The sequence below is a fragment of the Lysinibacillus sp. NPDC097287 genome (genome assembly GCF_044761695.1).
In the GTDB taxonomy this organism is placed as follows: Bacteria; Bacillota; Bacilli; order Bacillales_A; family Planococcaceae; genus Lysinibacillus.
The window spans coordinates 391,665-417,028 of the sequence record NZ_JBIWCX010000003.1; the positions used below are offsets into that span (position 1 = coordinate 391,665).

Sequence of the window (25,364 nt, forward strand, 5' to 3'; positions counted from 1 at the left end):
GTAATATCTACAACTGCGACGTTTTTGTCGAATGATAGAATTTCTTGAAATTAAATAGCGATTTCCAATAGATACAAAAAAAGTATAGTTGTTTTTGAACAAAGTGCAATAGTTTTTATGCATAAATTCGATTAAATGAGAATGTTCAGACACATACTGAGGCTAAGTTGTGAGAAAACGGGGTGAAGTAGGATGAAAAGAAAAAGCTATCAACGTAAGCAAAAGCGTGTGAAACGTACACGTAAAGCACTTACACTTTTTGTCGCCTTTGCATCTGCTATTATAGTAGGATTTATAGCACTGCGTATATATGTTCAAGTGGCTGGTGCGCCTCCATTAACTGTACCAAAAGCGTCTATTTTCTTAGACCAAAACGAAAATCAAATTGGTGACCACTTTACAAGTGAGCGTCGTTATTGGGTTGACCTCGATGAAATGTCACCCTATTTAAAAACGGCAGTAGTAGCTGTTGAGGATAAAGATTTTTATGAGCATCATGGCTTTGACTTTTCTCGTATTGCAGGGGCTATTTTAGTTGATATTAAGGCAGGTAGTAAAGTGCAAGGAGCGAGTACAATTACACAACAATACGCGCGTAACTTGTATTTAACACATGAAAAATCTTGGACACGTAAATTAAATGAAGCACTTTATGCTTATAGATTAGAAGTTTTTTATAATAAGGATGAAATACTAGAAGGCTATTTAAATACCGTATACTACGGTCACGGTATGTACGGCGTAGAAGCAGCTAGCCGTTACTATTTCAGTAAACCTGCGAGCGATTTAACTCTTGCAGAAGCAGCAATGCTCACGGGTATACCAAAGGGACCTAGCCTTTACTCGCCTATCGTTAACTTTGAAAAAGCAACAAACCGTCAGCATGTTATTTTAAACCTTATGGCCGAACAAGGTACTATTACAGAAGCAGAAAAAACACGTGCTAAACAAGAAGCAATTGTGCTTAAGAATGATAAATGGGTAGCCACTAAATCAATTGCACCATATTTCCTAGACGTTGCATGGCAAGAAGCTAGTGAATTACTTAAATCGAAAAACCTGGATATTAGTGAGGGTGGCTGGACAATCCAGACAACGATAAACACAGCTCATCAAAAGGCAGCTGAAGCAGCTGTTGCTGATAATATGCCCGCAAATGATCTACAAGCTGCATTTGTCAGTATGGAATCAAAAACAGGTGCAGTAACCGCGCTTGTTGGTGGACGAGATTATGCTACAAGTTCCTTTAACCGTGTAACACAAGCAAAACGTCAGCCCGGTTCAACCATTAAACCAATTTTGTATGCAGCGGCACTTGAAAACGGTTATACACCGTTAACATTCCTTGATGTAGGTGAAACAACATTTACCTATGATAAGGGGCGCCAAACATATGCACCGAAAAACGTTAATGGGAAATTTGCTGATCATGATATGTCCATGGCCCAAGCAATCGCTATTTCGGATAATATTTATGCCGTAAAAACATTAGAAGATATCGGCTTCAAAACGTTCCAAGAAATGGCGAGTCGCTTTAATGTAAATGTGGGTACCAAAAATAATTTATCGACTGCTCTAGGTACGGCCGAAACAACGTTATACCAAATGACAAATGCATTTAATATTTTGGCGTCACAAGGTCAAAAAACGACGCCAACAACAATCATCTCCATCAAAGATGCTAATGGTGAAATTATCTATGAAAACAAAGAAATCGAAAAAAATTCGGAACCTGTGATTTCGAAAAAAGATGCGTATATGCTCACAGAGATGATGACAGGTATTTTCGATCCTGTATATAGCGATTATTCTCCTGCAACAGGGATTTCCATTCGCTCTCGTATGACACATACGTATGCAGCAAAATCGGGGTCTACTAATAGTGACCAATGGCTGATTGGCTATACACCAAATTTAACTGCTGGTGTTTGGAATGGGTATGACCAAGGTAAAACCCTTTCTTCCAAAGAAGACATGGCCGCTACAAAACAAATATGGATAGATTTTATGGAAACTGTAAATAAAGGTACAAAAAATCAAGACTTCACAAAACCAAAAGGCGTTAAGGGTGTGGTCGTCGATATTGAAACAGGCAAGCTTGCAAGTAACGCATGTCCGAAACAGCGCCTTGTGTATCTTAAAACAGAGGATGTTCCAACAGAAAAATGTTCAAATTTCGATGTATTGGATAGTGATACGTGGGGTGAATTTTGGAACATGTTGCCGTTCTCCATTTTTAAAGGCGATAAAAATAATGAACAATAAATGAAACCTTTATACTTCCTATGCGTTCTAATGAGTGAAACTTCTCGACAAAGTAGTTGTACAGAAACTAGAAAGCTCTCCAAGATATCGTGGTGAGCTTTAGCCTAGACGTAACATAAACTAAAAAAAGCTTTCTCTTCCCCGGAGACGTGTCCGTGGGAACAGAAAGCTTTTCTTGTTTTTGGTCAGCGGAAAGGATGAGCATCATGGGGCATTCGGCTTGGGTTTGGGTAATTCAAATGCCGCATAGCGCTCATCACATTTCGCGAGACCAAGTGTCCTAGCTTACTAAATTGTAAGCTCTGCATCAAGTGTACTTTTTTTCAGAGACAGTTTCAACCACATATCGAAAGCGATTGCAAAATGTCACAGTTTGTTCAATCATTGCAAGTTGTTTATACAAATAAGTCTTGACGCAGCTGTTCTGCACTGCGCTTCCACATGTCAGGATTATGACCTTCTAGGAAGTCTGTCAGTATCTTTTTAGACGGTTCATCCATATGCGCAACAATAATATGACGTTTCATTGATTTATCCATTTTATTTACATGATCAGCTAAAATTTTATAGCCACGGCGTTTTTCACGATTAACAACCATCTCACACGCTGTAACACCTGCGTAGTAAGGGCCATCTTCTTTATGGTCAATAGTCACCCATACTAACCAATATGCTTTGCCACCTTCTGAATCTTCACGATTTGTTGTGAACTTGATGCCTCTTTCTACATCACTACGCGCATGCATCGCCCCAATTTCAATTGAAGCCTTGCCTTCTTCTATATCGATAATGACTGGTGACACGTTTTCCAGTGAAAGAGAACCGACACCAAATCCTTTATGGCCATCTGTAGGATCATTCTTAATAATGGTAAAGCCCATTTTTTGTTTTGATTTTTCTTCTTTTGTCATACTTTTTTCCCTCCATTCTGCTATTATTTAAATATACACCAAAATACCATTAAGGGGGCTATATAATGCCATACGTAACAGTTAAAATGATTGAAGGTCGCACAGAAGAACAAAAACGTGCGCTTGTCAAAGAAGTAACAGAAGCCGTTTCTCGTACAGTCAATGCACCAGTAGAAAACGTTACTGTTTTCATCGAAGAGATGTCTAAAAATCATTACGGCGTTGCTGGCGTTCGCTTTAGTGATAAATAATTTATAATTGTGGGTAGAGCAATTTTGCTCTACCTATTTTAATGTTCATGTCGATAAAATTCATAAGTACGGCGATAAACCAATGATCCATGTCGATAAACACACTAAGGAGGTGCTGCAAGGTGAATAAATTCAAAAAAACGCTACTTATTTGTGTGCTTATCCTAGGCCTTTTACTAATTTTTATCAATCCCATTCAAAACAGCATCATTGCACATTTAAGTAATCGGTTAAACACAACTGATTACACGGTAGAAGATTTGCAAACCAATTTAGATAAGGAAGCAGATTTTGATTTTGAAGCGGTGCAATCTTTGTCCATTACGGAAGTATTAAAAGCTCAAGCATCAATTGATAAACTTCCTGTTATCGGTAGCATCGTCATTCCTAAAGTACAATTGCAGTTACCTATTCTAAAAGGTGTTGGTAAATCTGCACTTGCTGTCGGAGCAGGCACAATGAAGCCTACTCAACAATTAGGTAAAGGCAACTACGCATTAGCCAGCCATTATTTCGAGGGCAAAGATATCTTATTTGGACCTCTCTATCGCACGAATATAGGCGATGCAATTTACTTAACAGATTTAACGAATATCTATGAATACAAACTGTCCGTGAAAAAAATAATCGAAGCAACCGATGTCTATGTCATTGAAGATACAGAAGACACCCGTTTAACACTCATTACATGTACCGAGGACGGCCAACAGCGACTCATGGTGCAAGCTGACTTTGTCACACAGTATCCAATGATCGAAGCACCCGAAGCGCTTTCTGAAGCATTTTCTGCAAGTTAGGAATACATAATATTAGGGTCATTCAAAAGATAGACTAGTAAGGATAATTAATCTATTTTACTCCTTTTAGTTGCTAAGTATCAGTGATTCTTCGTGAAATAGCAAAAAACGCTCCTTGAGAATTTCTTCTCTTGGAGCGTTTTTTAGATTGTTATTTTGTTTCAACGTTACGACGGCGTAAGAAGAATACGCTTGCCGCTACTAGTAATAAACCAATGGCAATCATACCTGTTTGGTCTGCCCCATTTGTTTGTGGGAGCTTACCTTTTGCCAGCTGTGCTTCCATTTGCTTCGCAGCTGTTTTTATCTTATCAATATCAACAGTTTTGCCTACTGCTAACTGATCTTCTTTTGAAAGCTTAGAGTAGTTATTTAGGAAGTCTTTGTACTTATCTAAAGTATCTTGACTCGGCGTTTTTGTTGCATTGTAAGGTGGTAATTTTTTGCCTTGATCAATGATTTCTTGTACAGATGTACCACCGTTCGAATTTCCAGGAGTATCCGTAGTTGTATTTCCTGGATTCGTTGGATTTTCTGAACCTGGGTTACCCGGTGTTGGATCTTCCGGATTCACTGGTTTCTCTGAATCTGGGTTATCCGGTGTTGGATCTTCCGGATTCACTGGTTTCTCTGAATCTGGCTTACCGGGTTTTGGATCTTCCGGATTCACTGGTTTCTCCGAATCTGGCTTACCTGGTTTTGGATCTTCCGGATTCACTGGTTTCTCTGGATCCGGATTACCTGGTGTTGGATTCTCTGGATTTACTGGTGGTTCTGTTGGAGGTGGTGTCCAACCACCGCCACCGCCAGTTGGTGGTTTCACAGTTGCTGAACATGTGTCAGTAACTGTGATGTAATTGATGTATGCGTTACCTTCATATACGTAGTAAACACCTGGCTCTACAGTATAAGGTACTGTTGCTACGCCATTTCCATCTGTCTTTGTAATTGCTACTGTGTTGCCTTTTCCATCCTTAATTGTTACATCTACATTAGGACGAGAATTACCATTCACATCTTGAACTGTCAGTGTGAAGATTGGACACGAGTTTTCTGGAACTTTAACTGCCGCTCCACACTTACCATCAATATAGCTAACTGTTATCTCACCAAGCTTAACGCCCGCTTCGTTAAATACTGTGTAGCTTTGACCTTGTTGTAACTTTGTCTTATCTTCAAAGACAATTTTACCTGTTGCATCAGTTTTGCCTGTTTCGACTACTTGACCTGTTTTATCTTTAATCGTCACTTTTACGTTTTCACCAACAGGAGCTAAGTCTTTGTCATTCACTGTTAATGTAAAGTTTGGACAAGCGTTTTTAATAGCTACATCCTTACAATTTTCAGTGTAAGTTACTTTCACCTCATTAATTTCCTCACCGATTGAACCGTCTGGATTTGCCTCATAGACCGTCACTTTTCCTGGTGATTGCGTCGATGGTAATTTAATTTCCCCATCTGTATCTGTCGTATAAGTTGTTTCCGTACCCGCTTCATCCTTCACAATAACCTTCGTATTCGCTTTCGGCGTTACCCCATCTGGATTGATCACTGTAATTTCGAAAACTGTACATACTTTAGGATATTGAATTTTGTCTTGACACTCTCCATCTTTATAACTCACTGTTACTTGACCTAAAATTTTCGAAGGATCTTTTGTGTCTTTAACCGTATAGCTACCAGGAACAGTTTCAGATGGTAATTTTACTTGACCTTCATCATTTGCTGTTAGATCAAGTGTCTTAGTAGTAATTACACCTGTAGAAGTATCTTTAACATCTACCTCTACACTAACTTTAGTATCTTTTTTCACGTTGCCATCTTCATCTCTTACAGTAATTGTGAAGACTGAACATGCATTTGGTGGAGATGGTTGAACATCTGCTTGGCAAAGACCCGCTACATAGCTCACTGTTACTTTGCCTAGTAAGTTTTCTTCCTTATCATAAACATAGTAATCTTTACCTTGTTCATATTTTATCTTATCATTTAAGGTTACTTTACCATTCTCGTCAGTTTTCACAGTATTATCAACCACAACTTTATTACTGTCTTTAATGATTACATTTTTCTCAGCTTCTGGTTTACCGTTCACATCTCTAACTGTAATTGTGAAGTCTGGACATGCTGGAGCTAATGATACTTCATCCAGACATTCCCCTGGTGTAAAGCTTACGTCAATTGTTCCTAATTCCGCTTTACCTTCAAATACTTTGTAAGAGCCTGCTAAGAATGTAGATGGTAATACCACTTGACCATTTTTATCTGTTTCAACTGTTTCTACAACCACACCAGCACTATTTTTAATATCCACTGTAACTAATGGTCTTACATTTCCATTCTTATCTCTAAGAGTAAATGTGAAAAAGTTACATGTTTTTGTTGAATCTACTTTATTTTTAATCGTTGTGATTCCGATTTCTGTAGTCTCATCTTTAGTAAATTTTTTAGTCGCGTCAGCTGGAAGTGTGTAACCTTCTGGAGCTTTTGTTTCTTTTACTAAATATGTTTTATATTTGTATTTTTTTGTCGTAACAGCTTCACCGTTTGCATCTGTTACTAATTTCTCTAAAAATACATCGCCTGACGAATTCCATAATTCAAATTCGGCGCCTGATAATGGGGCAGTTGTTGTATCATCTACCTTTTTAATCTTTAAATAACCTTTACCATTTACAGCGCCACCACCCGCTTCATCCCAACTAATCTTGAACGAAGAGCCTGACGTGTCTTGACCAGAGGTTGCTGTATGCCCTTCAAAGGATACACTATTCTTAATAGTTTTTCCTATATCCCCCATAATAAATGAGTCATATACTAAAATGTAAGGTTTTTCAATAGGATTTTCAAATGTTAACTTAAATGAATCATCCGTTACCTGTAAACGATAATCAGCACCTTCAATATCCGATAAGGTTAATGGAGCACTTAACTTCACCCCACTATTATTAGGTAAATCAATACTAGTACCATTATTAATAGTACCGTTACTTGGAATATCTGTTACCTCATACAGCTCAAACGATTCTTTTAATAATTTTTGATCTCCTTCAATAGTATCTTTTACTTTAGAGCCACCTGCTATATAGGATTGGCTAGGATTAATCGTTACTTTCCAATGTGCTAAATCCTCTTTTAAACCTTTACCTTGTATACCGAATTTATCAATATACTTACCACCATTTGTAGGTTTAACTATAGCTTCTTCACTAAAAATAACTGTCTCATTATCATCTAGTAATGTAGCTAGGTTTGAATAAGTAGCAGCAACTTCCTTACCTTTTAAGCTTGTTTTATACGTAATACGATGGGCATTTTCAATCATACCTAGTGTATGTTCTATATTATTTCCACTATGGCTAACAGTACAAGGTGTCCCTGTATCTCCACATACTAGAGTACCTGGAATTGTTGCCCCATTATCATTGTTAACTGGTTCTCCTGTACCTAAAGTTAACTTTTCAACTTTAAACGAACCAGGTAAGAACGTTTGATCTCCCGTAAACGTATCTTTGAACACCGCATTCGTTACTTTGTGTAAATTATAGTTTGTAATGACTGTCCAAGTGATTTCTTTGGTTTGAGCATTATATACACCCGTTTTTTTACCGTTATCTTTCGTATAGTCACCTGGTGTAACTGGTATATTTTGTTCTGAACCATCTATTGGTGTAAACACATTACCAACCCATGAACCGATTTGAGCTTTATTCGAATAACTCTTTTTCGGATTTTTCGCTGGATCGAATTTCGTTACATACGTAATTGTTTCTGCCTTCTCTAAGGAAGTGTAATGAATTTCAAAACCTTTTGTCGTTTTATCAGTTGCATCCGATGCTGTGTTTGAACTATCATCAATTAGTTTTACAACACCTGTTTGCCCTTGAACTGATGATTTCACCAACTCTAGTTCTTGGCCACCAAATGTATCCTTAATGATAAAGCCAGTCATTTTACGTGCATCTTGGTTCACCTTCAGTGTCCAAGTAATCTCTTTTGTTTTGTAATTAACAGTAGCTGATTTTTTTAGGATTACTTGACTAACATCTGTACCGATTTCTCCTGAAGTTATATCATCCTGCATAGTGATTTCATTTTTCACAGTAGTTGAACCTTCAACTCGGCTATCTAGTTTTGTTTTATAAACAATTTTATATGCTTGTCCATTCGGGCTTGCCTTAGATAAATCAAGTTTAAATGTTTTTTGCCCAACTGCACCAGTGTTTACATAATCATTGGGTTTTTGTAATTCAATTGGGTTTACAGCTTGTCCATCCGTATTAATATCAACTTTGTGTATGCTAACAATTTCAGAGAATGTATGAGCCCCAGTCAGTTCATCATTTAAAATACCATCTACATTCTTTTGATTGTAGTTATACTCAACTTCCCATAAGATAGTGCCCTCAACAGCATTATAGCCATTTGATACAGCTTTTTTCTTTAATGGCTCGTTAAATTTTACAGTTATACTATCCGAATCTATTTCTTTTTGGTTAGTACCTTCTAATAATTTAGCGGTATTTGTAAATGTTTTAGTTCCTGTAAACTCTTCGGTAACATTTGTTGTATATGTTACACGATAAGCATCTTTAATAGTGCCTAAATCAAATCTAAGTACATTACCTGTTGTCGAAGTATTACTTGGCTGAATAAAAGTTCCAGAACCTGTTTTCCCACCATTCATACTTATGTTCAACTTCTCAACTTGAATAGTGTCAATATCGACCACTACCCCCGCTGGTAATGCATCTTCAAATTTTGCTGCATTTATGGTATCCTCTGCTGTGTTTAAATCAATTGTCCAGTCAATTTTAGTTGGATTCATATCGCGGTCAGCTTTACCAGATTTCGTCATACCCTTTAGAGGACTTTCAAAATTTACTGGAATTGTTACAGTGTCCCCTTTAAAATCGAAAGGTATCTCAACCTTTGTTGAACCATCTAAAATTCCTTGGCTGAATCCCCTACCAATGAAGAAATACCCTTCTAAACCATTTGGCTCTTCTGTAAAAGTAAATGTTACTTTATTATTTCCATCTACTTCAAAAGTTCCTACCCCACCTGATAATTCTCCACTACGAGGTGCACCTTTAGTGAATTCCTTAGGGAGCTCAAATGTAAAAGTATCATTAGCTTTATACACTGGAGTATCAGGTACTGCCCACTCAAAAGCAATATACGCAGTGTCAGTTACATTTGGTTTAAAATCCTTTAACTCTCGGTTACCACCTATCAGGTTCCCATCGTCATCATATGGTGCTTTTTCATAAAGTTTAACAGTTCCAATTTCAATAATATTTGTCGGTATTTCGACACCTGCTGTAGGTGGTGTTGTCGTCACCCCTGCTGTAGGTGGTGTTGTCGTGATTGCTTGTACATTATCCAATGTACTATTATTTGTTGGATCTGTTTCTGATCCCGTTCCAACTCCATCAGCAAACACTGAAATTGGAGAAAACACTGTTTGGAACATGAGCAACATCGTCAGAATAGCGATATTTAGTTTTTTCTTCATTCTTCTCTCCTTACTAAGGCGAAAACTAACAAATTTGTCGACGATACTAATCTCTTAATTTAAGATAAGTGATTATACAAACTATATATATTAGCCTCTTCCCTTATTTTTTATCGCCTTTTCGAATACATGTTTTTCTAAAAAGTACTCCTTAGAAGCAAGCTATCTTGATGTATGTAAAGCCATGATGTTCACAGCTGCATGTATTCTGATTTAATGTTGTTGGGTCGATGATAATTAGCCCCACCCCCTTTCAAGTTTTCTCTCCATTATAAAGATTTAAACTAAACATTTTCTGAACAACTTTTCTAAAACCATCGTCATCATGGATTTTAATAACACACAGTTTTACTATAAAATTAAGTGTATTAACCTTAAAATTCTAAAAATGTATTTTATAGTTTTATCGACAGTTTTCACACCCTCAATAGTATTAACGGTAAATATTTTCAAAAAAATTACCATTTATAAAAAACAAGAATTATAACTATATAAATAGCAATAATTAAACATTATTTATTGTGAACACTCGAGCTGAATTCCCTTCTGTCCAATTCGCATATGTGCAGTCAATTTAGTCTCTATAACCGTTCTGATAAAATGTAAAACCTACTTACCTATAAAATAAAAAAAGTGTTATGCACACATATGGTGCATAACACTGTTAATTCCCTTGTAATAACTTACATATTTTCTTTTTCACATCTAAATGGGTGCTTGTATCCTCAAGGAAATCCATAGGAAAGTAGATTTTATGGTCGCGCTTCATTTTTCCTGAAATAGAATCGACAATAATGGATTCCGTCGATAATTCATGCAACTCTCCATTTTTCATTTCGAGGAAAATCGGAACACGCACATTTTCCTCACCCGGTCGATAAAAATCATAAGGTAAGTCAGCTGTCGTATCATGAACTAAATAATATTCTGGATTCAAACCAGCTTGTCTAAATAATGCTTGTAACTTTTGATATCTATCCAATTCAACAATTGGATCCAAGTCGATATATTGAAAGAGTTTACGATTCACAAACCGACGACTTAAATCACTTAAAATCGCATCGTCTTCCTTCATCCAAAATTGGAAATATGTAAAAAGTATACTTTCATCCAATGATAGATAATCTTCAAGCGTAATCTCATTTTTAAAAAATGCTTTAAAATGAGTCGGTTCATGCTTAAACTTATAGCCTTCCAGATTTAATTGCTTCGCACGTTTTAATATATTATTCAAAACTACTTCCGCACTGCGCGATACTGGATGGAAGTAAACTTGCAAATACATTTGATAACGACTCATAATATAATCTTCCACCGCATGCATCCCAGTCGATTTAATGACCACTTGGTTTTCCCGTGGACGCATAACGCGTAAAATACGCTCCATATCAAAATGTCCGTAGCTAACCCCTGTAAAATACGCATCTCGTTGTAAATAATCCATACGATCGGCATCTATTTGACTCGAAATTAAGCTAACCACAAGCTTATTTGGATAGGTTTTTTCAATAACTTGGGATACTTTCTCTGGGAAATCTGGTGACACTTTTCTCAGCACCGCATTCACTTCTGTATCACCAAGAAGGATTTGTCTCGTATAGTATTCATGATCGAGTTCAAAAACATTTTCAAATGCATGCGAAAATGGCCCGTGTCCTAAATCATGTAAAAGTGCTGCACAAAGCACTAGTAGTCTTTCGCTTTCATCCCATTCTGGACGACCTACAAAAATATCATCGACAATACGGCGTATAATTTCATAGACGCCAAGCGAGTGATTAAAACGGCTATGCTCTGCCCCATGAAACACTAAAAAGGTCGTGCCTAGCTGCCGAATTCTGCGTAATCGTTGAAATTCTCGTGTACCAACTAAGTCCCAAATTGCCTGATCTCGTACATGGACATAGCGGTGAACAGGATCTTTAAACACTTTTTCCTCTTGTAATTTTGCTTCTGCATAATGTGTCATTTGCACAGCACCCCATTTCTTTTCCTGTATTTCTTCTATTATATGAAATAAACAGGCACTTTACACGGTTTTCAAGGAAAATCAACCTTTTTAGTAATATTGCACGCAAAATTTCATCTAGACACAAAAAACTACCTTCAACATAGTGAAGATAGTTTTTTATCATTTATTTTTTAATTTTGTTAAAACTTTTTCCATAAGCTCTTCCTCAGTTAGTGCTGCGACAGGTCTACTATTTACAAAGGTAAATGTTTTTTTACGACCTGGGCCACAATAAGAGTGACAGCCAATTTCGATGGTTGCATCAGGATCGATTTCCTTTAATTTTGGAATTAACGTTTTTAAGTTAACGGCCTGACATTCATCGCAAACTTTAAATTCGTTTGCCATTTTGTCAACAACCCTTTCTATATAGTATTTTTCTCGTACAAACATTATCTAATGTGCGTATTACATTCACATAGTTAAGTATGCAGAATACGTACAAACCTACAACGGGTATTGTATCGCACTTTTCACCTTGCATTCAAGCATAATTCCTTAAACATAGATGAATAAAAGGTTAAAAGATTGGTCATGATAGAAATACATAAAGAAAGTTCAATGAAGGTGGGAGGATAATATGATGAGTAAAGTAAGACAAGATGCTTGGTTAGAAGAAAACGATGAACTATTAGCAGATGCGGTAATTCGTCACGTTACAGAAGGTAGTACACAGTTAAATGCATTTGAAGAAGCAGGTGATGCACTTAATCGTACTGCTGCAGCATGTGGTTTTCGCTGGAATGCCGTTGTGCGTAAGGTTTATGAGGAACAGTTAGCTGAGGCGAAAAAAGAAAGAAAAGAAAGAATGCGAGTTTTAGGAGCACCAGCAAGACGCCGTTCTTCTAATATGTTTACAGTAAGTGCAGATACAGAGGGCAAATCGATTCCTCTTTCTGCGTTATCACTTGATATTGTTATAGCCTATTTACTACGTTTACAGCATTCTGGTGAGTTAAATAATGAGTCTACAAAATGGCGCCAACTCGTGCATGTTACATCTGAGAAAAATAAAAAACTAGAGAAAACAATTGCACAACTAGAAGAGGAAAATAGAGCGATTCGTAAAGACTACGAGCAGTTTGTCCAAATTATGAACCGCGCTAGACGTCTTGTGACACTAGATGAAGAGGAAGAACGAGTTGCACCTGTATTTAAAATGGAGAAAAACGGAAACCTTGTTGCGAGCAGTCCTGCTTTCCAACAAGAAAATGGCGATGTGCTTAGTTAGCAGCATCGCCTTTTTTTATTGACTCTTCACCATAACTAGGGGTTGATTTCCGTTCCGCCAGCGTGCTTTCCTGGGGGCGTCCGGTAAGCCGCTTCACTCGCTACGCTCGCTCCAATCAACAAACGCTTTATTTAAAATGTCAACCCTACCTTTTGGTGATGAGCCTTTTAAATTACAAAGCTAACATTTTTTTGTTCCGCTCGAAAATTCGCTGTAGATAAAAAGCATATAATTCTAGTTCTTCATCATGAAGAGGCTCAGCTCGTACTTCATCCGAAAAATTGTATAACACTTGCTGCAATCGAATGACAACTGCCTCCACAGTAAGTTGTGAGTCTACCAGTTCACTTAGGGATGCCATTACCTCTGGCACAATTTGAGGATACACAAATTTTGTTTCCTCATTTTGCAAGCTTTCCTCGTAAAAATCTCGGATAAGCTCTGCGCGTTTTGCACCGCTTCCTTCAATACATAAGTATATTTGAACGGCGACGCCTTGGCGCAACCGACGTTGCGAAATACCTGCAAACTTTTTGCCATCGATACTTAGATCATATGAGCCCGGACAATAAGAGCCAACAATTTCATATGCTTCAATTTTTCCAGCTACTTCTGGAAACAGTGACTTCACTAAAGCGACCATAACATCATAGCCAGCATTAATGCTCAGTGCTTCCGTTTGCTCTGATAACACAACCGATATATTCAACACACCTTCATCAAGAACAACTGCTAAACCACCTGAATTCCTGACGATTGGATGATAGCCTTTTTCTTGCAGTAATTTCATCCCCTGTTGCACATGTGGTAAACGGTGATCTTGTATACCCAGTACCACAGAAGCATTATGAACCCACGTACGTACTGTTGGTGGAGATTCCAGTTGACCTACTAATTGACAAAGTGTATCATCCACCGCAAATGACTCAAGTGGAGAGCTTTTTTTCGCGCTAATTGATTGGTCGTAAAAACGCCAGATTGGTTGTTGTAAACTATTTTTCATCTAGTCGTACTCCTTTACTTCTCTCACTTTTAGCATACCGCATCTACTCGAAGTGTCAAATTCATGAAATCGCTACCACGAACTTATTGTTTTCGCACAAACTATGATAAACTTACTGTGAATGATTTTCATTTAGGAGGAGTGTATTGAATTATGAATGAAGCAGCGATTACGTTAGATGGTTGGTACGCTTTACATGAATTCCGCTCAATGGATTGGGCTTCTTGGAAACTAGTTTCTGCAGAAGAACGTCAAGCAGCGGTTGAAGAATTTATCACATATTTAGACAAATTAAATGAAGCAGATGTGGCGAAAACAGGCGCACACGCTTTTTATGCAATCGTAGGTCAAAAAGCTGACTTTATGATTATGACACTACGTGAAACAATGGACGAACTTCAAGAGCTTGAGGCTGAGTTCAACAAATTAGCTATTGCTGATTTTACAATTCCTACATATTCTTATGTATCTGTTGTAGAGCTTTCAAACTATCTAGCTGGCGATTCAAACGAAGATCCATACCAAAATCCACATGTACGCGCACGCCTTTACCCAGAACTTCCACGTTCTAAGTATGTGTGCTTCTACCCAATGGACAAGCGCCGTCAAGGTAATGACAACTGGTATATGCTACCTATGGAAGAACGTAAAGGTTTAATGCGTTCACATGGTATGATTGGTCGCGGCTACGCAGGTAAAGTAAAACAAATTATCACAGGATCTGTTGGTTTCGATGATCACGAATGGGGCGTAACGCTATTCGCAGATGATGTTTTACAATTTAAAAAGCTAGTATATGAAATGCGTTTCGACGAAGTATCTGCTCGCTATGGTGAGTTCGGTGCATTCTTCGTAGGTAATCTACTAGATAACGAAAAATTAGTGAAATTCTTAACGGTATAATGCTATAAAAGCGCGAATCCAACAAATGGACTCGCGCTTTTTATATTCAGGCTTCCTCTTCCTCATCGTTTCCTGTTTTTAATATAAGAATGACTATATGAATAAAAAATCCAGTCAGCACCATCAACAAAAATAAATACCAGTTATGTGGTTGGTCGTAGTAATCTGCTATTCCAAAGGCCATGAATGCACTTGCGAGAATCGCTACAATCATACCAAAAATACTCATCGTAACACTCCTTCATCTAAGTACCACAATTGTTTTTCCGTTATAGTATGTGTCAATAAAACATCTGTATACTTATATAGAAGGATGCATTTGCATTATTTATAATAAAAATGGCTCATCACCATATCTTGAGGTCGATTTCCGTTCCGAATGAACGCTTTCCGGGGGCAACGGAAATTAACAAGCATTCTATAATCAATACTCTCTTTAATCAAATGTCATCCCAACTTCTGGCGATGAACCATAAAATACATAAAAAAGAGGTAAACATCATCGATACAGCCAATGATGTTTACCTATACCTTGTTATTCATGAACGTTCGTCCTTTACTTTTAAAATTAAAATTATTATATGAATGAAGAAACCTACGACGACAATTAAAATAAAAAGATACCAATGCAGCGGCTGACCATGCAATCCACCTACTATAAACGCAACAATTGCACTCAATAAAATTACCATCCAAATACTGATTTTCATGATTATCACCTCTCATGCTATTGAATAGACATGCAATCAATCCAACTATCACCTATAAAATTTTCTTTAACTATATTTACACTCCTTTCAAAAGAAGAATATTAAGTATAAAAAACACCTTTGTACGCCTCAAAAAGCCCATTATTTTCACTATATGCTTGCTCCACCCAAAACGTGAATGTACTTTCTCTATAAAAATAAACATGTCTACGGTACTGTACTGCATATACTGTCTGCGAGGAGGTATGAAAATCGCTGTTATAAAAACGAATGATGCCCAAACAGCTTTGCTCGCTCGATTAATGCGCTCTGAAGCAGAAGGAGAAGGCGAACTAGGCATGCTTATGGTCGGCAACGTTGGTGTCAATCGTGTAAGAGCAGATTGTCTGGATTTTACAGACATTCGAACAATTGAGGATATGGTTTATCAGAGTCCTGGGGGTTTTGAGGCAACGACAAAAAGTTATTTTTATCAGCGTGCACGTGAGCAAGATATTCGGTTAGCTAAAAGAACCATTCAGGGTGAACGTTTTCATCCAGCTACTCGCTCACTTTGGTTTTTCAGACCAGCGGGAGACTGTCCTGCACAATGGTACGGTCAATGGAATTCAGGTCGTTACAAATCGCACTGCTTTTTCTCGCCATCCGAAGAGGATTGCCCTCAAATTTAACTGAAAGAAGGTTGATACTATGATGCCTTACTATTGGACACCGACAACCCAGCAGCAAATGACACCACCACCTGTCACAATTCCAAGCGGCGGACGGCCACCCGGACGTGAGGAATCCTACATTGAAAACATTTTGCGTCTAAATCGAGGAAAACCAGGTACTTTCCACTTTTCTTTCGAACATGCAATCGAACCAGGTAAAAATACAAAGATAGTACGTGGTGTTGTCGAGGCTGCTGGCCGAGATCATGTTATTTTGCGTGAAACTAAATCCAATCACCGCTTCTTATTCCCGATGATTTACTTTGATTTCGCTGAATACGATGAAGAAATGAATTACTTCAATCAAGGTACGTAACAAAAAAATCAGCGAGAGTTAAATATCTCGCTGATTTTTTAATTGTTTTCTAGTAAATATTGCAACGTCGCTTTTCCTAACGTTTTTGCGGCAATCAACATTGCTCGCTCATCAAAATCAAAGCGTGCATGATGATGTGGATATGCTGTTTCCCATTCTGGATTTTTAGCTCCAGTGAAGAAAAATGTACCCGGCACTTTTTCTAAATAATAGGCAAAGTCTTCACCAATCATAAATGGTGGGCATGTAGTGACACTTTCAACACCCGGGACGTCTACTGCAAGCTGTGCCACAAATTCTGTTTCCATTACATGGTTGTACACAGGTGGATAACCTCTTGTGTATCGATATTTATAGGTTGCACCAAAAGCTAGACACGTGGCGTTTAATACGGCCTCTAGTTCTCTTTCCATCTGCGTACGGACCTGATCCTCAAATGTTCGGACAGTTCCCGTTAATACGACACGTTCTGCAATGACATTGAATGGATTAATGGCCTCGAAATGTCCGATTGTCAGTACCGCAGATTTCAAAGGATCAATACGACGTGCTACAAGTTGTTGTGCATTCATGACAAATTGAGATGCCAGGACAACCGCATCAATTGAATGATGAGGCTCAGCACCATGCCCTCCTTTTCCTTGTAGCACAATATCGACTTTATCAGCGGCCGCCATTATTGCACCGTCACGTACTAAAATTTCACCAAGTGGCGTTGGTGCCCATAAATGTGTACCAAAAATAACATCTACACCATCTAGACAGCCATCCTCGATCATTGGCTTCGCTCCACCTGGCGCAATTTCCTCTGCATGCTGATGAATGAACACCACTGTGCCCGCAAGCTCATCTTTCATCGCGTTTAGGGCCTTCGCCAGTCCAAGTAATATTGCGGTATGTCCATCATGTCCACATGCATGCATCTTGCCGGCTACTTTTGATTTGTACGGTACATCATTTTCTTCCTGAATGGCAAGTGCATCAAAATCTGCACGTAGCGCCACAGTTTTTCCTGGCTTTGCTCCTCGTAGTGTTGCTACGACACCACGTCCACCAACCTGTTCACGTACTTCATGCCCCAATGCTTGATGAAAGGCTGCTATATAGGCAGGCGTTTCAACTTCTTCAAACGAGATTTCAGGATGTTCATGTAAGTGACGGCGAATCACTACCATTTCTTCATAATTTCCATCGAGTAATGCAATTAATTTTTCCATATGTACATGCCTTCTTTCGTTTTTTCGAACTCTTCTGGTAATTAAAGTGTACCTTATAAATCCATAGAAAAACAATGTGAGGCTGTCCAATAAGTCTCTTTAAGCAGAACAAATGCCTTTCTATATAGGTAAAAAAGACAGCATACTATCTTTTCTTTTAGGAAAGCCCCTGTTATAAAAAAACCTCCTCCGCACGTTTGTACGAAAGAGGAAATCTATTATTATCTTGCATGTTTCATAGCTGCTAGTATAATGCATACCCAGCCAGTTAAAAATAGGACACCACCGATTGGGGTAATGGCGCCAAGCACTCCAATACCACTAAGTGCAAGTACATATAAGCTTCCTGAGAAAAACACAATGCCTAGATTGAAGACAATACCAGCAACGTTTAATTGCTTAACTTCTCCTAGTATCTTATTACTCATTAATAGTCCAATCACAAGTAAGCCTGTTGCATGAAGCATTTGGTATTGTACCGCTTTGTTCCAAATGTCTTGGCCGTAATCATCTAAAATACCTTCTAATGCATGAGCACCGAATGCTCCGAATGCCACTGCTAAAAAACCATGCAGTGCACCCGTTATGATAAATCTTTTCATCTTGTCCATCCCTACCCTTTATTTATAGTTAGAAGTCAAAAAGCGAATCGCCGTTTGCTCCGTCTTCCTCATCCAATTTTGCTGTGTATACCATTTGTTGTGTTGGACTTTGCGTCAACATTTGTGGAATATGTTTAGGCTGTGTTTTTGAACCTTTTGTTGGTTGTGCCAGCACAACGTCACACAATGCTCGAACAGCCGTTAAAGATTCTCTTATTTGTTGTTCACTTGGTGCTTTTTTCGCTTCATCTAATTGTTTTTCAAGTTGTTGTAATACCGCTTGATAGGAAATCATCGCTTGCCCTCGCTTTCTGCTTTCGATACAAATTTCATGCAATCCATACCAGAGGATTGCTTCACAACGACGGATGGAAGCTGTTTCGTTTTGAAGCCATAAGCTGCACAGCCACGTGGATTTTGTGGATCCCACGTTACTTTAAAATTCTTGCATCTGAAGCAATCAATTCGCATAGTTGCTCCCTCACTTTCATGTATCACTGTAACACGATTTCTAGGCACTTAAAAGTAAACGATTTGTGGCAGTCTACTATATAAATGAAGATAAACACCAATCAATTGGTTGTTCTCCCCAAGCCTCTAATTGTGCATTGATCTTTGAATATGGTTTACTTCCGAAAAATCCACGATATGCACTTAAAGGACTCGGATGAGGCGCTTCCAAAATCACATGCTGCTGGGAGTGCTTTAAAATAAGCTGCTTTTTCCGTTGTGCAGGCTTGCCCCACAAAACAAATATTACTGGCTGTTGTCTTGCTGCAATCTTTTCAATTACGGCATCCGTAAATTGCTCCCATCCTTGTTCTTTATGAGAATTCGCCTGACCGGCTCGTACTGTTAATACCGTGTTCAATAACAACACACCTTGCTCCGCCCATTTTGTTAAGGTGCCGTGCTGTGGAGTTGGACAACCTATATCATCTTGCAATTCCTTTAGCATATTACGCAAGCTCGGTGGATGTGGAACACCTGGCTTTACTGAAAAACTTAAGCCATGCGCCTGATTCGGACCATGATAAGGATCCTGTCCTAAGATGACAACTTTCACATCATCGTAAGCTGTCCTATAAAAAGCATTCATCACCTCATCTATAGGAGGATAAATCGTTTGAGTAGAAAATTCATGCGCCACAAATTGACTTAGTGCATGATAATATGGTTTTTCTAATTCATCAGCAAGTATCGTTTGCCAATCATTCGGGAAAATTTGTTTCATTAAAACTTTAAGCCCCTTTCTCTCCTTACAAAGGTACAAAAATTTACAACTGAATTCAAGGGTCTTCCCAAACTGACCTTATAAAAATGTTGGTTTCTGGCTATTTTTATAGAATCAGAATCAGACTATACTAGATAATAATTTCAAAAAATTCTATCATCCTAAAGGAGATTTTTCTCATGGCTCTTAAAAAGACATTAACAATTGCTGGTTCAGATACATCTGGCGGCGCAGGTATGCAAGCCGACCTTAAAACATTCCAAGAGCATGGCACGTACGGTATGGTTGCATTAACTGTAGTCGTAACAATGGATCCAAACGGCTGGTCACATAGTGTAACACCACTACCAACAGAACTTTTACAAAAACAAATTGATACTGCCCTTTCAACAGGCATTGATGCAGTGAAAACTGGTATGCTTTCAACAGAAGAAATTATCCGCATTGCTGGTGATGCTATTGCTAAATCAGGCACAACAAATGTTGTAATCGACCCTGTCATGATCTGTAAAGGTGATGACGAAGTTCTAAACCCTGGCAACACAGACGCCATGGTGACGCATTTATTACCACTTGCAGCAGTAACGACACCCAACCTTTTCGAAGCAGGTCAATTAGCAGGTACAGGGACACCAAAAACAATTGACGAAATGAAAGCTGCAGCTCGTAAAATTCATGAACTAGGTGCAAAAGCAGTTGTCATTAAAGGAGGCAAAGCTCTTGCCACTGAAAAAGCAACAGACTTATTCTTTGACGGTGAAACATTCTACTTATTAGAATCTGATAAAGTTGCATCTACGTATAATCACGGTGCAGGATGTACATTTGCCGCTTCTGTTACAGCAAACCTTGCAAATGGCTTAACAGTTAAAGAAGCTGTCATCGAAGCAAAAGAATTCGTATCAGCTGCCATTGCAAACGGCTGGGCATTAAATGACTACGTTGGCCCTGTAATGCATGGTGCAAAATCACGCTTCGGTGCACCAGAAGTGACAGTAACTGAAATCTAAGAGTTATTCTGAAGATATGGGTTGAGATATTTAATAAATAAATAGGTGGCTCAGGTTTGGTTACGGGGCGCTCAACTTTGGGCTCAAGTCGCTCTACTTCCACAACGGATAAACTCAATTGAATTAAAAAAGGCGTCTGACAATCAAAATTCATGATTGTCAGACGCCTTTTTAAAAATAATTTTCCATTAGTTCGAGGCGATAATCCCATGGGTCGTTCATGGAAATGAAAGTTGCCAGTGCTTTACTTTCTTTTTTACGGTCGGCACGTATCCTCGCACGCTCTGGTGCCGTCTCATGTAATTTCGATTCTTCCACTGTCTCAGGAACGACTTGTGGAACTGCACATGGTCGATTATTTTCATCTAATGCTACAAAGGTTAATAACGCCGTCGCCGAAACTTTTCTTTCGCCTGTTTTCAGATTTTCTGAAATAACCTTCACAAACACTTCCATCGACGATGTGCCTGTCCATGTGACATAAGACTCGAAATACACAGAGTCTGTCGGACGAATTGGATTCAAAAAATCGACGGAATCTGTTGAAGCTGTGACACAGTCTCGCCGACTATGTTTGGCAGCAGAAATCGAGGCTACTTGATCGATATCACTCATTAAACGACCACCAAAAAGCGTATTATGATTGTTAACATCGTTTGGAAAAATGCGACTTGTACGCATGACTCTCGATTCCTTACAATACTTAAACTTTTTCTCCACAGCATTTCCCCCTTATAACAGCACAATCTTTATTTCTATTATAATGCTATATTTTTCTAGAAAAATCAATTTTATTGTTCGAATGTTGTGAATTTATAAAACGCGCAATATTTCGGACAAGATACCTTAGCGCTTCACCTATCATATATTAGCCATAGATGGGGGGGGTCATTGTGAAAAAAAACCATTCAGGTGAAGCACTCGAGGATTCAAATCTAGAGTCTACAGCGCTATCTGCTTCCAAAGTTGAAGTTTTAGCTTCTATAATATTAACACTCGGTTATTCCTTATCTACTCTCGCTACAATTTTGTCTTTAGAGGAAGAGGAAGAAGCCATACAAATAGAAAATGAGAAATCAAACGATCAAAACAGACAGTATAGACAAATGTATAAGCAATTACAACATGTCAACAATCGCTTAGATTCCATCGAGCGTAAACTCAATCGTTAACGAAAAAAGATACATACAACAAAAAACGGGGTGCTCATAAGAGAATGACGCATATCCTTGTCTGCGCTAAAAATGAAACGTCAACGATCAAAAGCCACGATTCTCTCGTCATCAAAGAGAATCGTGGCTTTTTTGAATCGTATTAAAAAAGTGTTTTTACTTCTTCATACTCTTCTGCTGAGAAAACTTTAGATTTCGTGATGAAGTGCATTTCCTCCACACTATCTAAAGAAAAGCTTGCACCTCTGCCCGCCAGCGCATCAATAATCAATTGCGTATGTTTGAAATACTCATATTGTGCTCTGTGTATATAAAAAGGAACGTCCCCTATTGCACCAAGATGGATATCGTTGTCGCCAAGCTTAAAATCGCCTTCTATATAGCACATCGGTACAGTACCATCACAGCAGCCGCCAGATTGATAAAACATGATAGCGCCATGTCTGCTCTTAATAAGCTCTATCAATTCCAAAGCCGCTGTTGTTGCAATCACGCGTTCTACCATGCTGTTACCCTCCCTTTCGACTTAGAAGAAACCTTGTGCCTCTTTTTTATAGCTAACTAATAAACATTTAGTTTGTTGGTAGTGATCTAGCATCATTGCATGATTTTCACGGCCAATTCCTGAAAGCTTAAAGCCACCAAATGCAGCACCAGCAGGATATTGGTGATATGTATTTGTCCATACACGACCAGCTTGGATAGCACGACCAGCACGGTAAGCAGTGTCTCCAGAACGTGACCAAACACCAGCACCTAAACCGTATTCTGTATCATTTGCGATTTCAATTGCCTCATCGAAGTCTTTGAATGTTGTTACACCCAGTACTGGACCAAAGATTTCTTCTTGGAAGATACGCATTTTATTGTGACCTTTGAAAACTGTAGGTTTAATGTAGTTACCACCAGCTAGGTCTCCTTCAAGAATATTTTCTTCTCCGCCGATTAGACATTCAGCGCCTTCTTCTTTACCTAATTGTAAGTAAGACATGATTTTTTGTTTTTGTTGCTCTGAAGCTTGAGCACCCATCATAACTTCTGTATCTAATGGGTTACCAATTTTAATTGCTTCTACGCGTTCTAATGCGCGTTCGATGAATTGATCATAAATCGATTCATGAATAAGTGCACGTGAAGGACAAGTGCAAATTTCACCTGAGTTTAATGCGAACATTACAAAACCTTCAATTGCTTTATCTAAATATTCATCATCAGCAGCCATTACGTCTTCAAAGAACACGTTTGGTGATTTACCACCAAGTTCTAATGTTACTGGAATAATGTTTTCTGTTGCGTATTGCATAATTTGGCGACCTACTGCAGTTGAACCTGTGAAGGCAATTTTTGCGATGCGTTTATTTGTTGCAAGCGCTTTACCAACTTCAATACCGAAGCCATTTACGATGTTTAAAACACCTTTGGGTAAAATATCTTGGATTGTTTCAATTAATACTAGTAAAGAAACCGGTGTTTGCTCAGCTGGTTTCATGACGATACAGTTACCCGCTGCCAATGCTGGAGCTATCTTCCAAGCTGCCATTAAAATCGGGAAGTTCCAAGGAATAATTTGACCTACAACGCCTAGTGGCTCTTGGAAATGGTAAGCTACTGTATCGTTATCTAATTGTGATGTACGTCCTTCTTGTGCACGAATGACACCTGCGAAGTAACGGAAGTGATCTACTGCTAAAGGAATATCAGCGTTTAATGTTTCACGTACTGCCTTACCGTTGTCCCATGTTTCAGCGACCGCGATCATTTCTAAGTTTTCTTCAATACGGTCAGCAATTTTATTTAAAATAGCTGCACGTTCTGCTGCAGAAGTTTTACCCCATGCGTCTTTTGCTGCATGTGCTGCATCAAGTGCTAGCTCAATATCTTCACTAGTTGAACGAGCCGCTTTTGTGAATACTTGTCCTGTTACAGGTGTTTTATTCTCAAAATATTGGCCTTTTACTGGAGCGATCCATTCGCCACCAATAAAGTTATCATATTTCTCCTTGAAATTTACTATCGCTCCTGGTGTATTAGGATTTGCATAGATCATAGTATAAATCTCCCCGCTGTTTTTATTGTGAAAACGCATACAAAATATACCGACACATTTTGTTCAAACTTATCTTCACAAGCTTTATAATGCTACACTACCATAATTTTTACAAGTAAATTGACTAAAAAAAATAGTTTGATAATTTTATAATTATTATCTTACAGTAAATAATAATAGTATCCCTTCACATCAAAATTTTTTATTAGTTTGTCAGAATAAGGGCATTCAATTTCCCTTCAACATCTTTTTTGACTATACTTATAAGAGAAATGATCGTGAGAGGAGTGTTAAGATGCAAGAAGTACAAGTTTCAGCGCTACAGAATTTACTTAATTCTTTCGCCAACAAAGACGTTTATATCCATCTTGAGACGACAAACGGTTCTTATGCAGCACACTATGATGAAAAATTTTTTAATGCCGGTGCCTTTATTCGCAATGCGAAAATTAATTATGAGCTAGCAAAGGTTGTCAGTGATTCACCACACCGTGTTGGTTTAAAAATGGAGCATGGTTGGGTTTATGCGCAAGGCATTACACACTATGAGTTAGATGACAAAGGCCGTTTACTGATGGCTGGATTAGACTATTCTGGAAAGTTGGCAATTGCACTAGAAATTAGTGAAACGCCATTTACCTATTAAGGGGGACTACGACATGGATTTACAACCACAACGTCATATTTTAATTGTTTACCCGCACCCAGATGATGAAGCTTTTTCAGTTGCCGGGACGATTGCCTATTATACAAAGAAAATGAATACACCTGTTACATATGCCTGCTTGACATTAGGTGAAATGGGTCGTAATTTAGGAAACCCACCATTTGCAACACGCGAGTCATTGCCCGAAATTCGTCGCAAAGAATTAATAGCAGCCGTTGAGGCAATGGGTATTCAAGATTTACGTATGCTTGGCCTCCGTGATAAAACAATTGAATTTGAAGATGATGAAAAAATGGTGAAGCTTGTTGAGAGCTTAATAGAAGAGTTAATGCCTTCTCTGATTTTCACATTCCTACCTGGCTTTGCTGTGCATCCAGACCATGAAGCAACAGCACGTGCGGTCGTCGAAGCTGTGCGTCGTATGCCAAAAGCAGCACGCCCACAAATTTTAGGCTGCGCGTTCGCCAATGACACAATCGAAAAAAATGGTGAACCACATGTGCAAATCGATGTAAGCGAAACAAAAGTGGATAAAATAAACGCACTAAAAGCACATGCTTCGCAAACTGCTTGGATGATGCAAGAAACAGAAAAACGAATCGACGACGGCGAGCCTATGAGCGAAAGTTGGCTCAATGTTGAAAAGTTTTATATCATTGACCCTGATCAATATAAGAAATAAACCTAAGCAGGCACTGCCTGTCTTTTTTGAGACAATAAGAAAACACCTTATTGTACAGCCAGTTTACGGTATTTTACCGGAGACTGGCTGTTTAATTTTGTTTG

The 25,364-nt window shown here is 38.4% G+C and carries 26 protein-coding genes; 11 read left to right on the top strand and 15 right to left on the bottom strand.

Features of this window, described 5'->3' with window-relative positions; genetic code table 11:
* The first annotated feature begins 192 nt into the window (after positions 1 to 192).
* Complete coding sequence (locus tag ACIQ2D_RS07220; RefSeq protein WP_402861594.1) at positions 193 to 2,265, top strand: transglycosylase domain-containing protein; 2,073 nt, start codon at positions 193 to 195, stop codon at positions 2,263 to 2,265.
* 395 nt (positions 2,266 to 2,660) lie between these two features.
* On the opposite strand, the gene ACIQ2D_RS07225 is transcribed toward ACIQ2D_RS07220, so the two are convergent.
* Positions 2,661 to 3,176 (bottom strand): YwhD family protein, encoded by a 516-nt coding sequence (locus ACIQ2D_RS07225; protein WP_402861597.1) that lies wholly within the window; start codon positions 3,174 to 3,176, stop codon positions 2,661 to 2,663.
* Positions 3,177 to 3,241: 65 nt separating this feature from the next.
* On the opposite strand from ACIQ2D_RS07225, the gene ACIQ2D_RS07230 reads away from it, so the two are divergent.
* Both ACIQ2D_RS07230 and ACIQ2D_RS07235 read left to right on the top strand, forming a co-directional pair.
* Entirely contained in the window at positions 3,242 to 3,427 is a 186-nt protein-coding gene (locus ACIQ2D_RS07230) for a 2-hydroxymuconate tautomerase (RefSeq protein ID WP_024362848.1), read from the top strand.
* A gap of 122 nt (positions 3,428 to 3,549) precedes the next feature.
* On the top strand, positions 3,550 to 4,224 hold the full coding sequence (locus ACIQ2D_RS07235; protein ID WP_402861600.1) for a class A sortase: 675 nt from the start codon (positions 3,550 to 3,552) through the stop codon (positions 4,222 to 4,224).
* Positions 4,225 to 4,375: 151 nt separating this feature from the next.
* On the opposite strand, the gene ACIQ2D_RS07240 is transcribed toward ACIQ2D_RS07235, so the two are convergent.
* The 3 genes from ACIQ2D_RS07240 to ACIQ2D_RS07250 all read right to left on the bottom strand — a co-directional run bounded on the left by ACIQ2D_RS07240 (position 4,376) and on the right by ACIQ2D_RS07250 (position 12,101).
* On the bottom strand, positions 4,376 to 9,742 hold the full coding sequence (locus ACIQ2D_RS07240) for a collagen binding domain-containing protein (protein WP_402861603.1): 5,367 nt from the start codon (positions 9,740 to 9,742) through the stop codon (positions 4,376 to 4,378).
* 664 nt (positions 9,743 to 10,406) lie between these two features.
* Positions 10,407 to 11,711 carry an HD domain-containing protein gene (locus tag ACIQ2D_RS07245; protein WP_402861606.1) on the bottom strand — a complete coding sequence of 435 codons (1,305 nt, stop codon included), beginning with the start codon at positions 11,709 to 11,711 and terminating at the stop codon, positions 10,407 to 10,409.
* Between the two features lie 162 nt (positions 11,712 to 11,873).
* Positions 11,874 to 12,101, bottom strand: coding sequence for a YuzB family protein (locus ACIQ2D_RS07250; RefSeq protein ID WP_008179127.1), 228 nt, complete (start codon positions 12,099 to 12,101; stop codon positions 11,874 to 11,876).
* Between the two features lie 235 nt (positions 12,102 to 12,336).
* On the opposite strand from ACIQ2D_RS07250, the gene ACIQ2D_RS07255 reads away from it, so the two are divergent.
* Positions 12,337 to 12,984, top strand: coding sequence for an RsfA family transcriptional regulator (locus tag ACIQ2D_RS07255; RefSeq protein ID WP_402861609.1), 648 nt, complete (start codon positions 12,337 to 12,339; stop codon positions 12,982 to 12,984).
* A 172-nt stretch (positions 12,985 to 13,156) separates the two neighbouring features.
* On the opposite strand, the gene lipL is transcribed toward ACIQ2D_RS07255, so the two are convergent.
* Positions 13,157 to 13,987, bottom strand: coding sequence for an octanoyl-[GcvH]:protein N-octanoyltransferase (gene lipL, locus ACIQ2D_RS07260; RefSeq protein WP_402861612.1), 831 nt, complete (start codon positions 13,985 to 13,987; stop codon positions 13,157 to 13,159).
* A 153-nt stretch (positions 13,988 to 14,140) separates the two neighbouring features.
* Between lipL and hemQ the strand changes: the two genes are divergently transcribed.
* Entirely contained in the window at positions 14,141 to 14,890 is a 750-nt protein-coding gene (hemQ, locus tag ACIQ2D_RS07265) for a hydrogen peroxide-dependent heme synthase (protein WP_402861614.1), read from the top strand.
* Positions 14,891 to 14,936: 46 nt separating this feature from the next.
* On the opposite strand, the gene ACIQ2D_RS07270 is transcribed toward hemQ, so the two are convergent.
* Positions 14,937 to 15,119, bottom strand: a complete 183-nt coding sequence (locus ACIQ2D_RS07270; RefSeq protein ID WP_402861617.1) for a hypothetical protein — start codon at positions 15,117 to 15,119, stop codon at positions 14,937 to 14,939.
* 310 nt (positions 15,120 to 15,429) lie between these two features.
* Entirely contained in the window at positions 15,430 to 15,600 is a 171-nt protein-coding gene (locus ACIQ2D_RS07275) for a hypothetical protein (RefSeq protein ID WP_402861620.1), read from the bottom strand.
* 245 nt (positions 15,601 to 15,845) lie between these two features.
* Between ACIQ2D_RS07275 and ACIQ2D_RS07280 the strand changes: the two genes are divergently transcribed.
* Together ACIQ2D_RS07280 and gerQ are read left to right on the top strand one after the other, a co-directional pair.
* The gene (locus tag ACIQ2D_RS07280; protein WP_402861623.1) at positions 15,846 to 16,271 is read left to right on the top strand and encodes a cell wall hydrolase; all 426 of its coding nucleotides are present in this window, start codon (positions 15,846 to 15,848) and stop codon (positions 16,269 to 16,271) included.
* A gap of 19 nt (positions 16,272 to 16,290) precedes the next feature.
* A complete protein-coding gene (gene gerQ, locus ACIQ2D_RS07285) occupies positions 16,291 to 16,629 on the top strand; it encodes a spore coat protein GerQ (protein ID WP_402861626.1) in 339 nt (112 codons plus the stop codon).
* Positions 16,630 to 16,667: 38 nt separating this feature from the next.
* Here the strand turns inward: gerQ and ACIQ2D_RS07290 are convergent, their stop codons facing one another.
* The 5 genes from ACIQ2D_RS07290 to ACIQ2D_RS07310 form a co-directional block, all read right to left on the bottom strand.
* The gene (locus ACIQ2D_RS07290) at positions 16,668 to 17,846 is read right to left on the bottom strand and encodes a M20 family metallopeptidase (RefSeq protein ID WP_402861628.1); all 1,179 of its coding nucleotides are present in this window, start codon (positions 17,844 to 17,846) and stop codon (positions 16,668 to 16,670) included.
* 221 nt (positions 17,847 to 18,067) lie between these two features.
* Positions 18,068 to 18,448 (bottom strand): DUF423 domain-containing protein, encoded by a 381-nt coding sequence (locus ACIQ2D_RS07295; protein ID WP_402861631.1) that lies wholly within the window; start codon positions 18,446 to 18,448, stop codon positions 18,068 to 18,070.
* A gap of 28 nt (positions 18,449 to 18,476) precedes the next feature.
* Positions 18,477 to 18,743, bottom strand: a complete 267-nt coding sequence (locus ACIQ2D_RS07300; protein WP_402861634.1) for a YwdI family protein — start codon at positions 18,741 to 18,743, stop codon at positions 18,477 to 18,479.
* Complete coding sequence (locus tag ACIQ2D_RS07305; RefSeq protein WP_402861636.1) at positions 18,740 to 18,919, bottom strand: uracil-DNA glycosylase; 180 nt, start codon at positions 18,917 to 18,919, stop codon at positions 18,740 to 18,742. Before ACIQ2D_RS07305 ends, ACIQ2D_RS07300 begins: the two co-directional genes overlap by 4 nt.
* 76 nt (positions 18,920 to 18,995) lie before the next feature.
* A complete protein-coding gene (locus ACIQ2D_RS07310) occupies positions 18,996 to 19,682 on the bottom strand; it encodes a uracil-DNA glycosylase (RefSeq protein WP_402861639.1) in 687 nt (228 codons plus the stop codon).
* Positions 19,683 to 19,861: 179 nt separating this feature from the next.
* Here ACIQ2D_RS07310 and thiD point away from each other — a divergent pair, with 179 nt between their 5' ends.
* Complete coding sequence (gene thiD / locus ACIQ2D_RS07315; protein ID WP_402861642.1) at positions 19,862 to 20,692, top strand: bifunctional hydroxymethylpyrimidine kinase/phosphomethylpyrimidine kinase; 831 nt, start codon at positions 19,862 to 19,864, stop codon at positions 20,690 to 20,692.
* Positions 20,693 to 20,863: 171 nt separating this feature from the next.
* Here the strand turns inward: thiD and ACIQ2D_RS07320 are convergent, their stop codons facing one another.
* On the bottom strand, positions 20,864 to 21,412 hold the full coding sequence (locus tag ACIQ2D_RS07320) for an acyl-CoA thioesterase (RefSeq protein WP_402861645.1): 549 nt from the start codon (positions 21,410 to 21,412) through the stop codon (positions 20,864 to 20,866).
* 173 nt (positions 21,413 to 21,585) lie between these two features.
* On the opposite strand from ACIQ2D_RS07320, the gene ACIQ2D_RS07325 reads away from it, so the two are divergent.
* Positions 21,586 to 21,864, top strand: coding sequence for a hypothetical protein (locus ACIQ2D_RS07325; protein ID WP_402861648.1), 279 nt, complete (start codon positions 21,586 to 21,588; stop codon positions 21,862 to 21,864).
* A 142-nt stretch (positions 21,865 to 22,006) separates the two neighbouring features.
* Here ACIQ2D_RS07325 and ACIQ2D_RS07330 read toward each other — a convergent pair whose 3' ends face one another.
* Positions 22,007 to 22,369, bottom strand: coding sequence for a DUF779 domain-containing protein (locus ACIQ2D_RS07330; protein WP_402861651.1), 363 nt, complete (start codon positions 22,367 to 22,369; stop codon positions 22,007 to 22,009).
* A gap of 21 nt (positions 22,370 to 22,390) precedes the next feature.
* Positions 22,391 to 23,911 (bottom strand): acetaldehyde dehydrogenase ExaC, encoded by a 1,521-nt coding sequence (gene exaC, locus ACIQ2D_RS07335; RefSeq protein ID WP_402861654.1) that lies wholly within the window; start codon positions 23,909 to 23,911, stop codon positions 22,391 to 22,393.
* Positions 23,912 to 24,206: 295 nt separating this feature from the next.
* On the opposite strand from exaC, the gene ACIQ2D_RS07340 reads away from it, so the two are divergent.
* Both ACIQ2D_RS07340 and bshB2 read left to right on the top strand, forming a co-directional pair.
* Positions 24,207 to 24,557 (top strand): YojF family protein, encoded by a 351-nt coding sequence (locus tag ACIQ2D_RS07340; protein WP_053585203.1) that lies wholly within the window; start codon positions 24,207 to 24,209, stop codon positions 24,555 to 24,557.
* Positions 24,558 to 24,570: 13 nt separating this feature from the next.
* Entirely contained in the window at positions 24,571 to 25,260 is a 690-nt protein-coding gene (gene bshB2, locus ACIQ2D_RS07345) for a bacillithiol biosynthesis deacetylase BshB2 (protein WP_402861658.1), read from the top strand.
* The last annotated feature ends 104 nt before the right edge of the window (positions 25,261 to 25,364 follow it).

Bases quoted from the DNA above. Each gene is read 5' to 3' on its own strand.
- ACIQ2D_RS07295 (WP_402861631.1), bottom strand. From the start codon at position 18,448: ATGAAAAGATTTATCATAACGGGTGCACTGCATGGTTTTTTAGCAGTG.
- ACIQ2D_RS07290 (WP_402861628.1), bottom strand. From the start codon at position 17,846: ATGGAAAAATTAATTGCATTACTCGATGGAAATTATGAAGAAATGGTA.
- gerQ (WP_402861626.1), top strand. From the start codon at position 16,291: ATGATGCCTTACTATTGGACACCGACAACCCAGCAGCAAATGACACCA.
- exaC (WP_402861654.1), bottom strand. From the start codon at position 23,911: ATGATCTATGCAAATCCTAATACACCAGGAGCGATAGTAAATTTCAAG.
- ACIQ2D_RS07220 (WP_402861594.1), top strand. From the start codon at position 193: ATGAAAAGAAAAAGCTATCAACGTAAGCAAAAGCGTGTGAAACGTACA.
- lipL (WP_402861612.1), bottom strand. From the start codon at position 13,987: ATGAAAAATAGTTTACAACAACCAATCTGGCGTTTTTACGACCAATCA.
- hemQ (WP_402861614.1), top strand. From the start codon at position 14,141: ATGAATGAAGCAGCGATTACGTTAGATGGTTGGTACGCTTTACATGAA.
- ACIQ2D_RS07245 (WP_402861606.1), bottom strand. From the start codon at position 11,711: ATGACACATTATGCAGAAGCAAAATTACAAGAGGAAAAAGTGTTTAAA.
- ACIQ2D_RS07310 (WP_402861639.1), bottom strand. From the start codon at position 19,682: ATGAAACAAATTTTCCCGAATGATTGGCAAACGATACTTGCTGATGAA.
- ACIQ2D_RS07250 (WP_008179127.1), bottom strand. From the start codon at position 12,101: ATGGCAAACGAATTTAAAGTTTGCGATGAATGTCAGGCCGTTAACTTA.
- ACIQ2D_RS07330 (WP_402861651.1), bottom strand. From the start codon at position 22,369: ATGGTAGAACGCGTGATTGCAACAACAGCGGCTTTGGAATTGATAGAG.
- ACIQ2D_RS07280 (WP_402861623.1), top strand. From the start codon at position 15,846: ATGAAAATCGCTGTTATAAAAACGAATGATGCCCAAACAGCTTTGCTC.
- ACIQ2D_RS07225 (WP_402861597.1), bottom strand. From the start codon at position 3,176: ATGACAAAAGAAGAAAAATCAAAACAAAAAATGGGCTTTACCATTATT.
- ACIQ2D_RS07275 (WP_402861620.1), bottom strand. From the start codon at position 15,600: ATGAAAATCAGTATTTGGATGGTAATTTTATTGAGTGCAATTGTTGCG.
- ACIQ2D_RS07230 (WP_024362848.1), top strand. From the start codon at position 3,242: ATGCCATACGTAACAGTTAAAATGATTGAAGGTCGCACAGAAGAACAA.
- ACIQ2D_RS07240 (WP_402861603.1), bottom strand. From the start codon at position 9,742: ATGAAGAAAAAACTAAATATCGCTATTCTGACGATGTTGCTCATGTTC.
- bshB2 (WP_402861658.1), top strand. From the start codon at position 24,571: ATGGATTTACAACCACAACGTCATATTTTAATTGTTTACCCGCACCCA.
- thiD (WP_402861642.1), top strand. From the start codon at position 19,862: ATGGCTCTTAAAAAGACATTAACAATTGCTGGTTCAGATACATCTGGC.
- ACIQ2D_RS07255 (WP_402861609.1), top strand. From the start codon at position 12,337: ATGAGTAAAGTAAGACAAGATGCTTGGTTAGAAGAAAACGATGAACTA.
- ACIQ2D_RS07270 (WP_402861617.1), bottom strand. From the start codon at position 15,119: ATGAGTATTTTTGGTATGATTGTAGCGATTCTCGCAAGTGCATTCATG.
- ACIQ2D_RS07305 (WP_402861636.1), bottom strand. From the start codon at position 18,919: ATGCGAATTGATTGCTTCAGATGCAAGAATTTTAAAGTAACGTGGGAT.
- ACIQ2D_RS07340 (WP_053585203.1), top strand. From the start codon at position 24,207: ATGCAAGAAGTACAAGTTTCAGCGCTACAGAATTTACTTAATTCTTTC.
- ACIQ2D_RS07300 (WP_402861634.1), bottom strand. From the start codon at position 18,743: ATGATTTCCTATCAAGCGGTATTACAACAACTTGAAAAACAATTAGAT.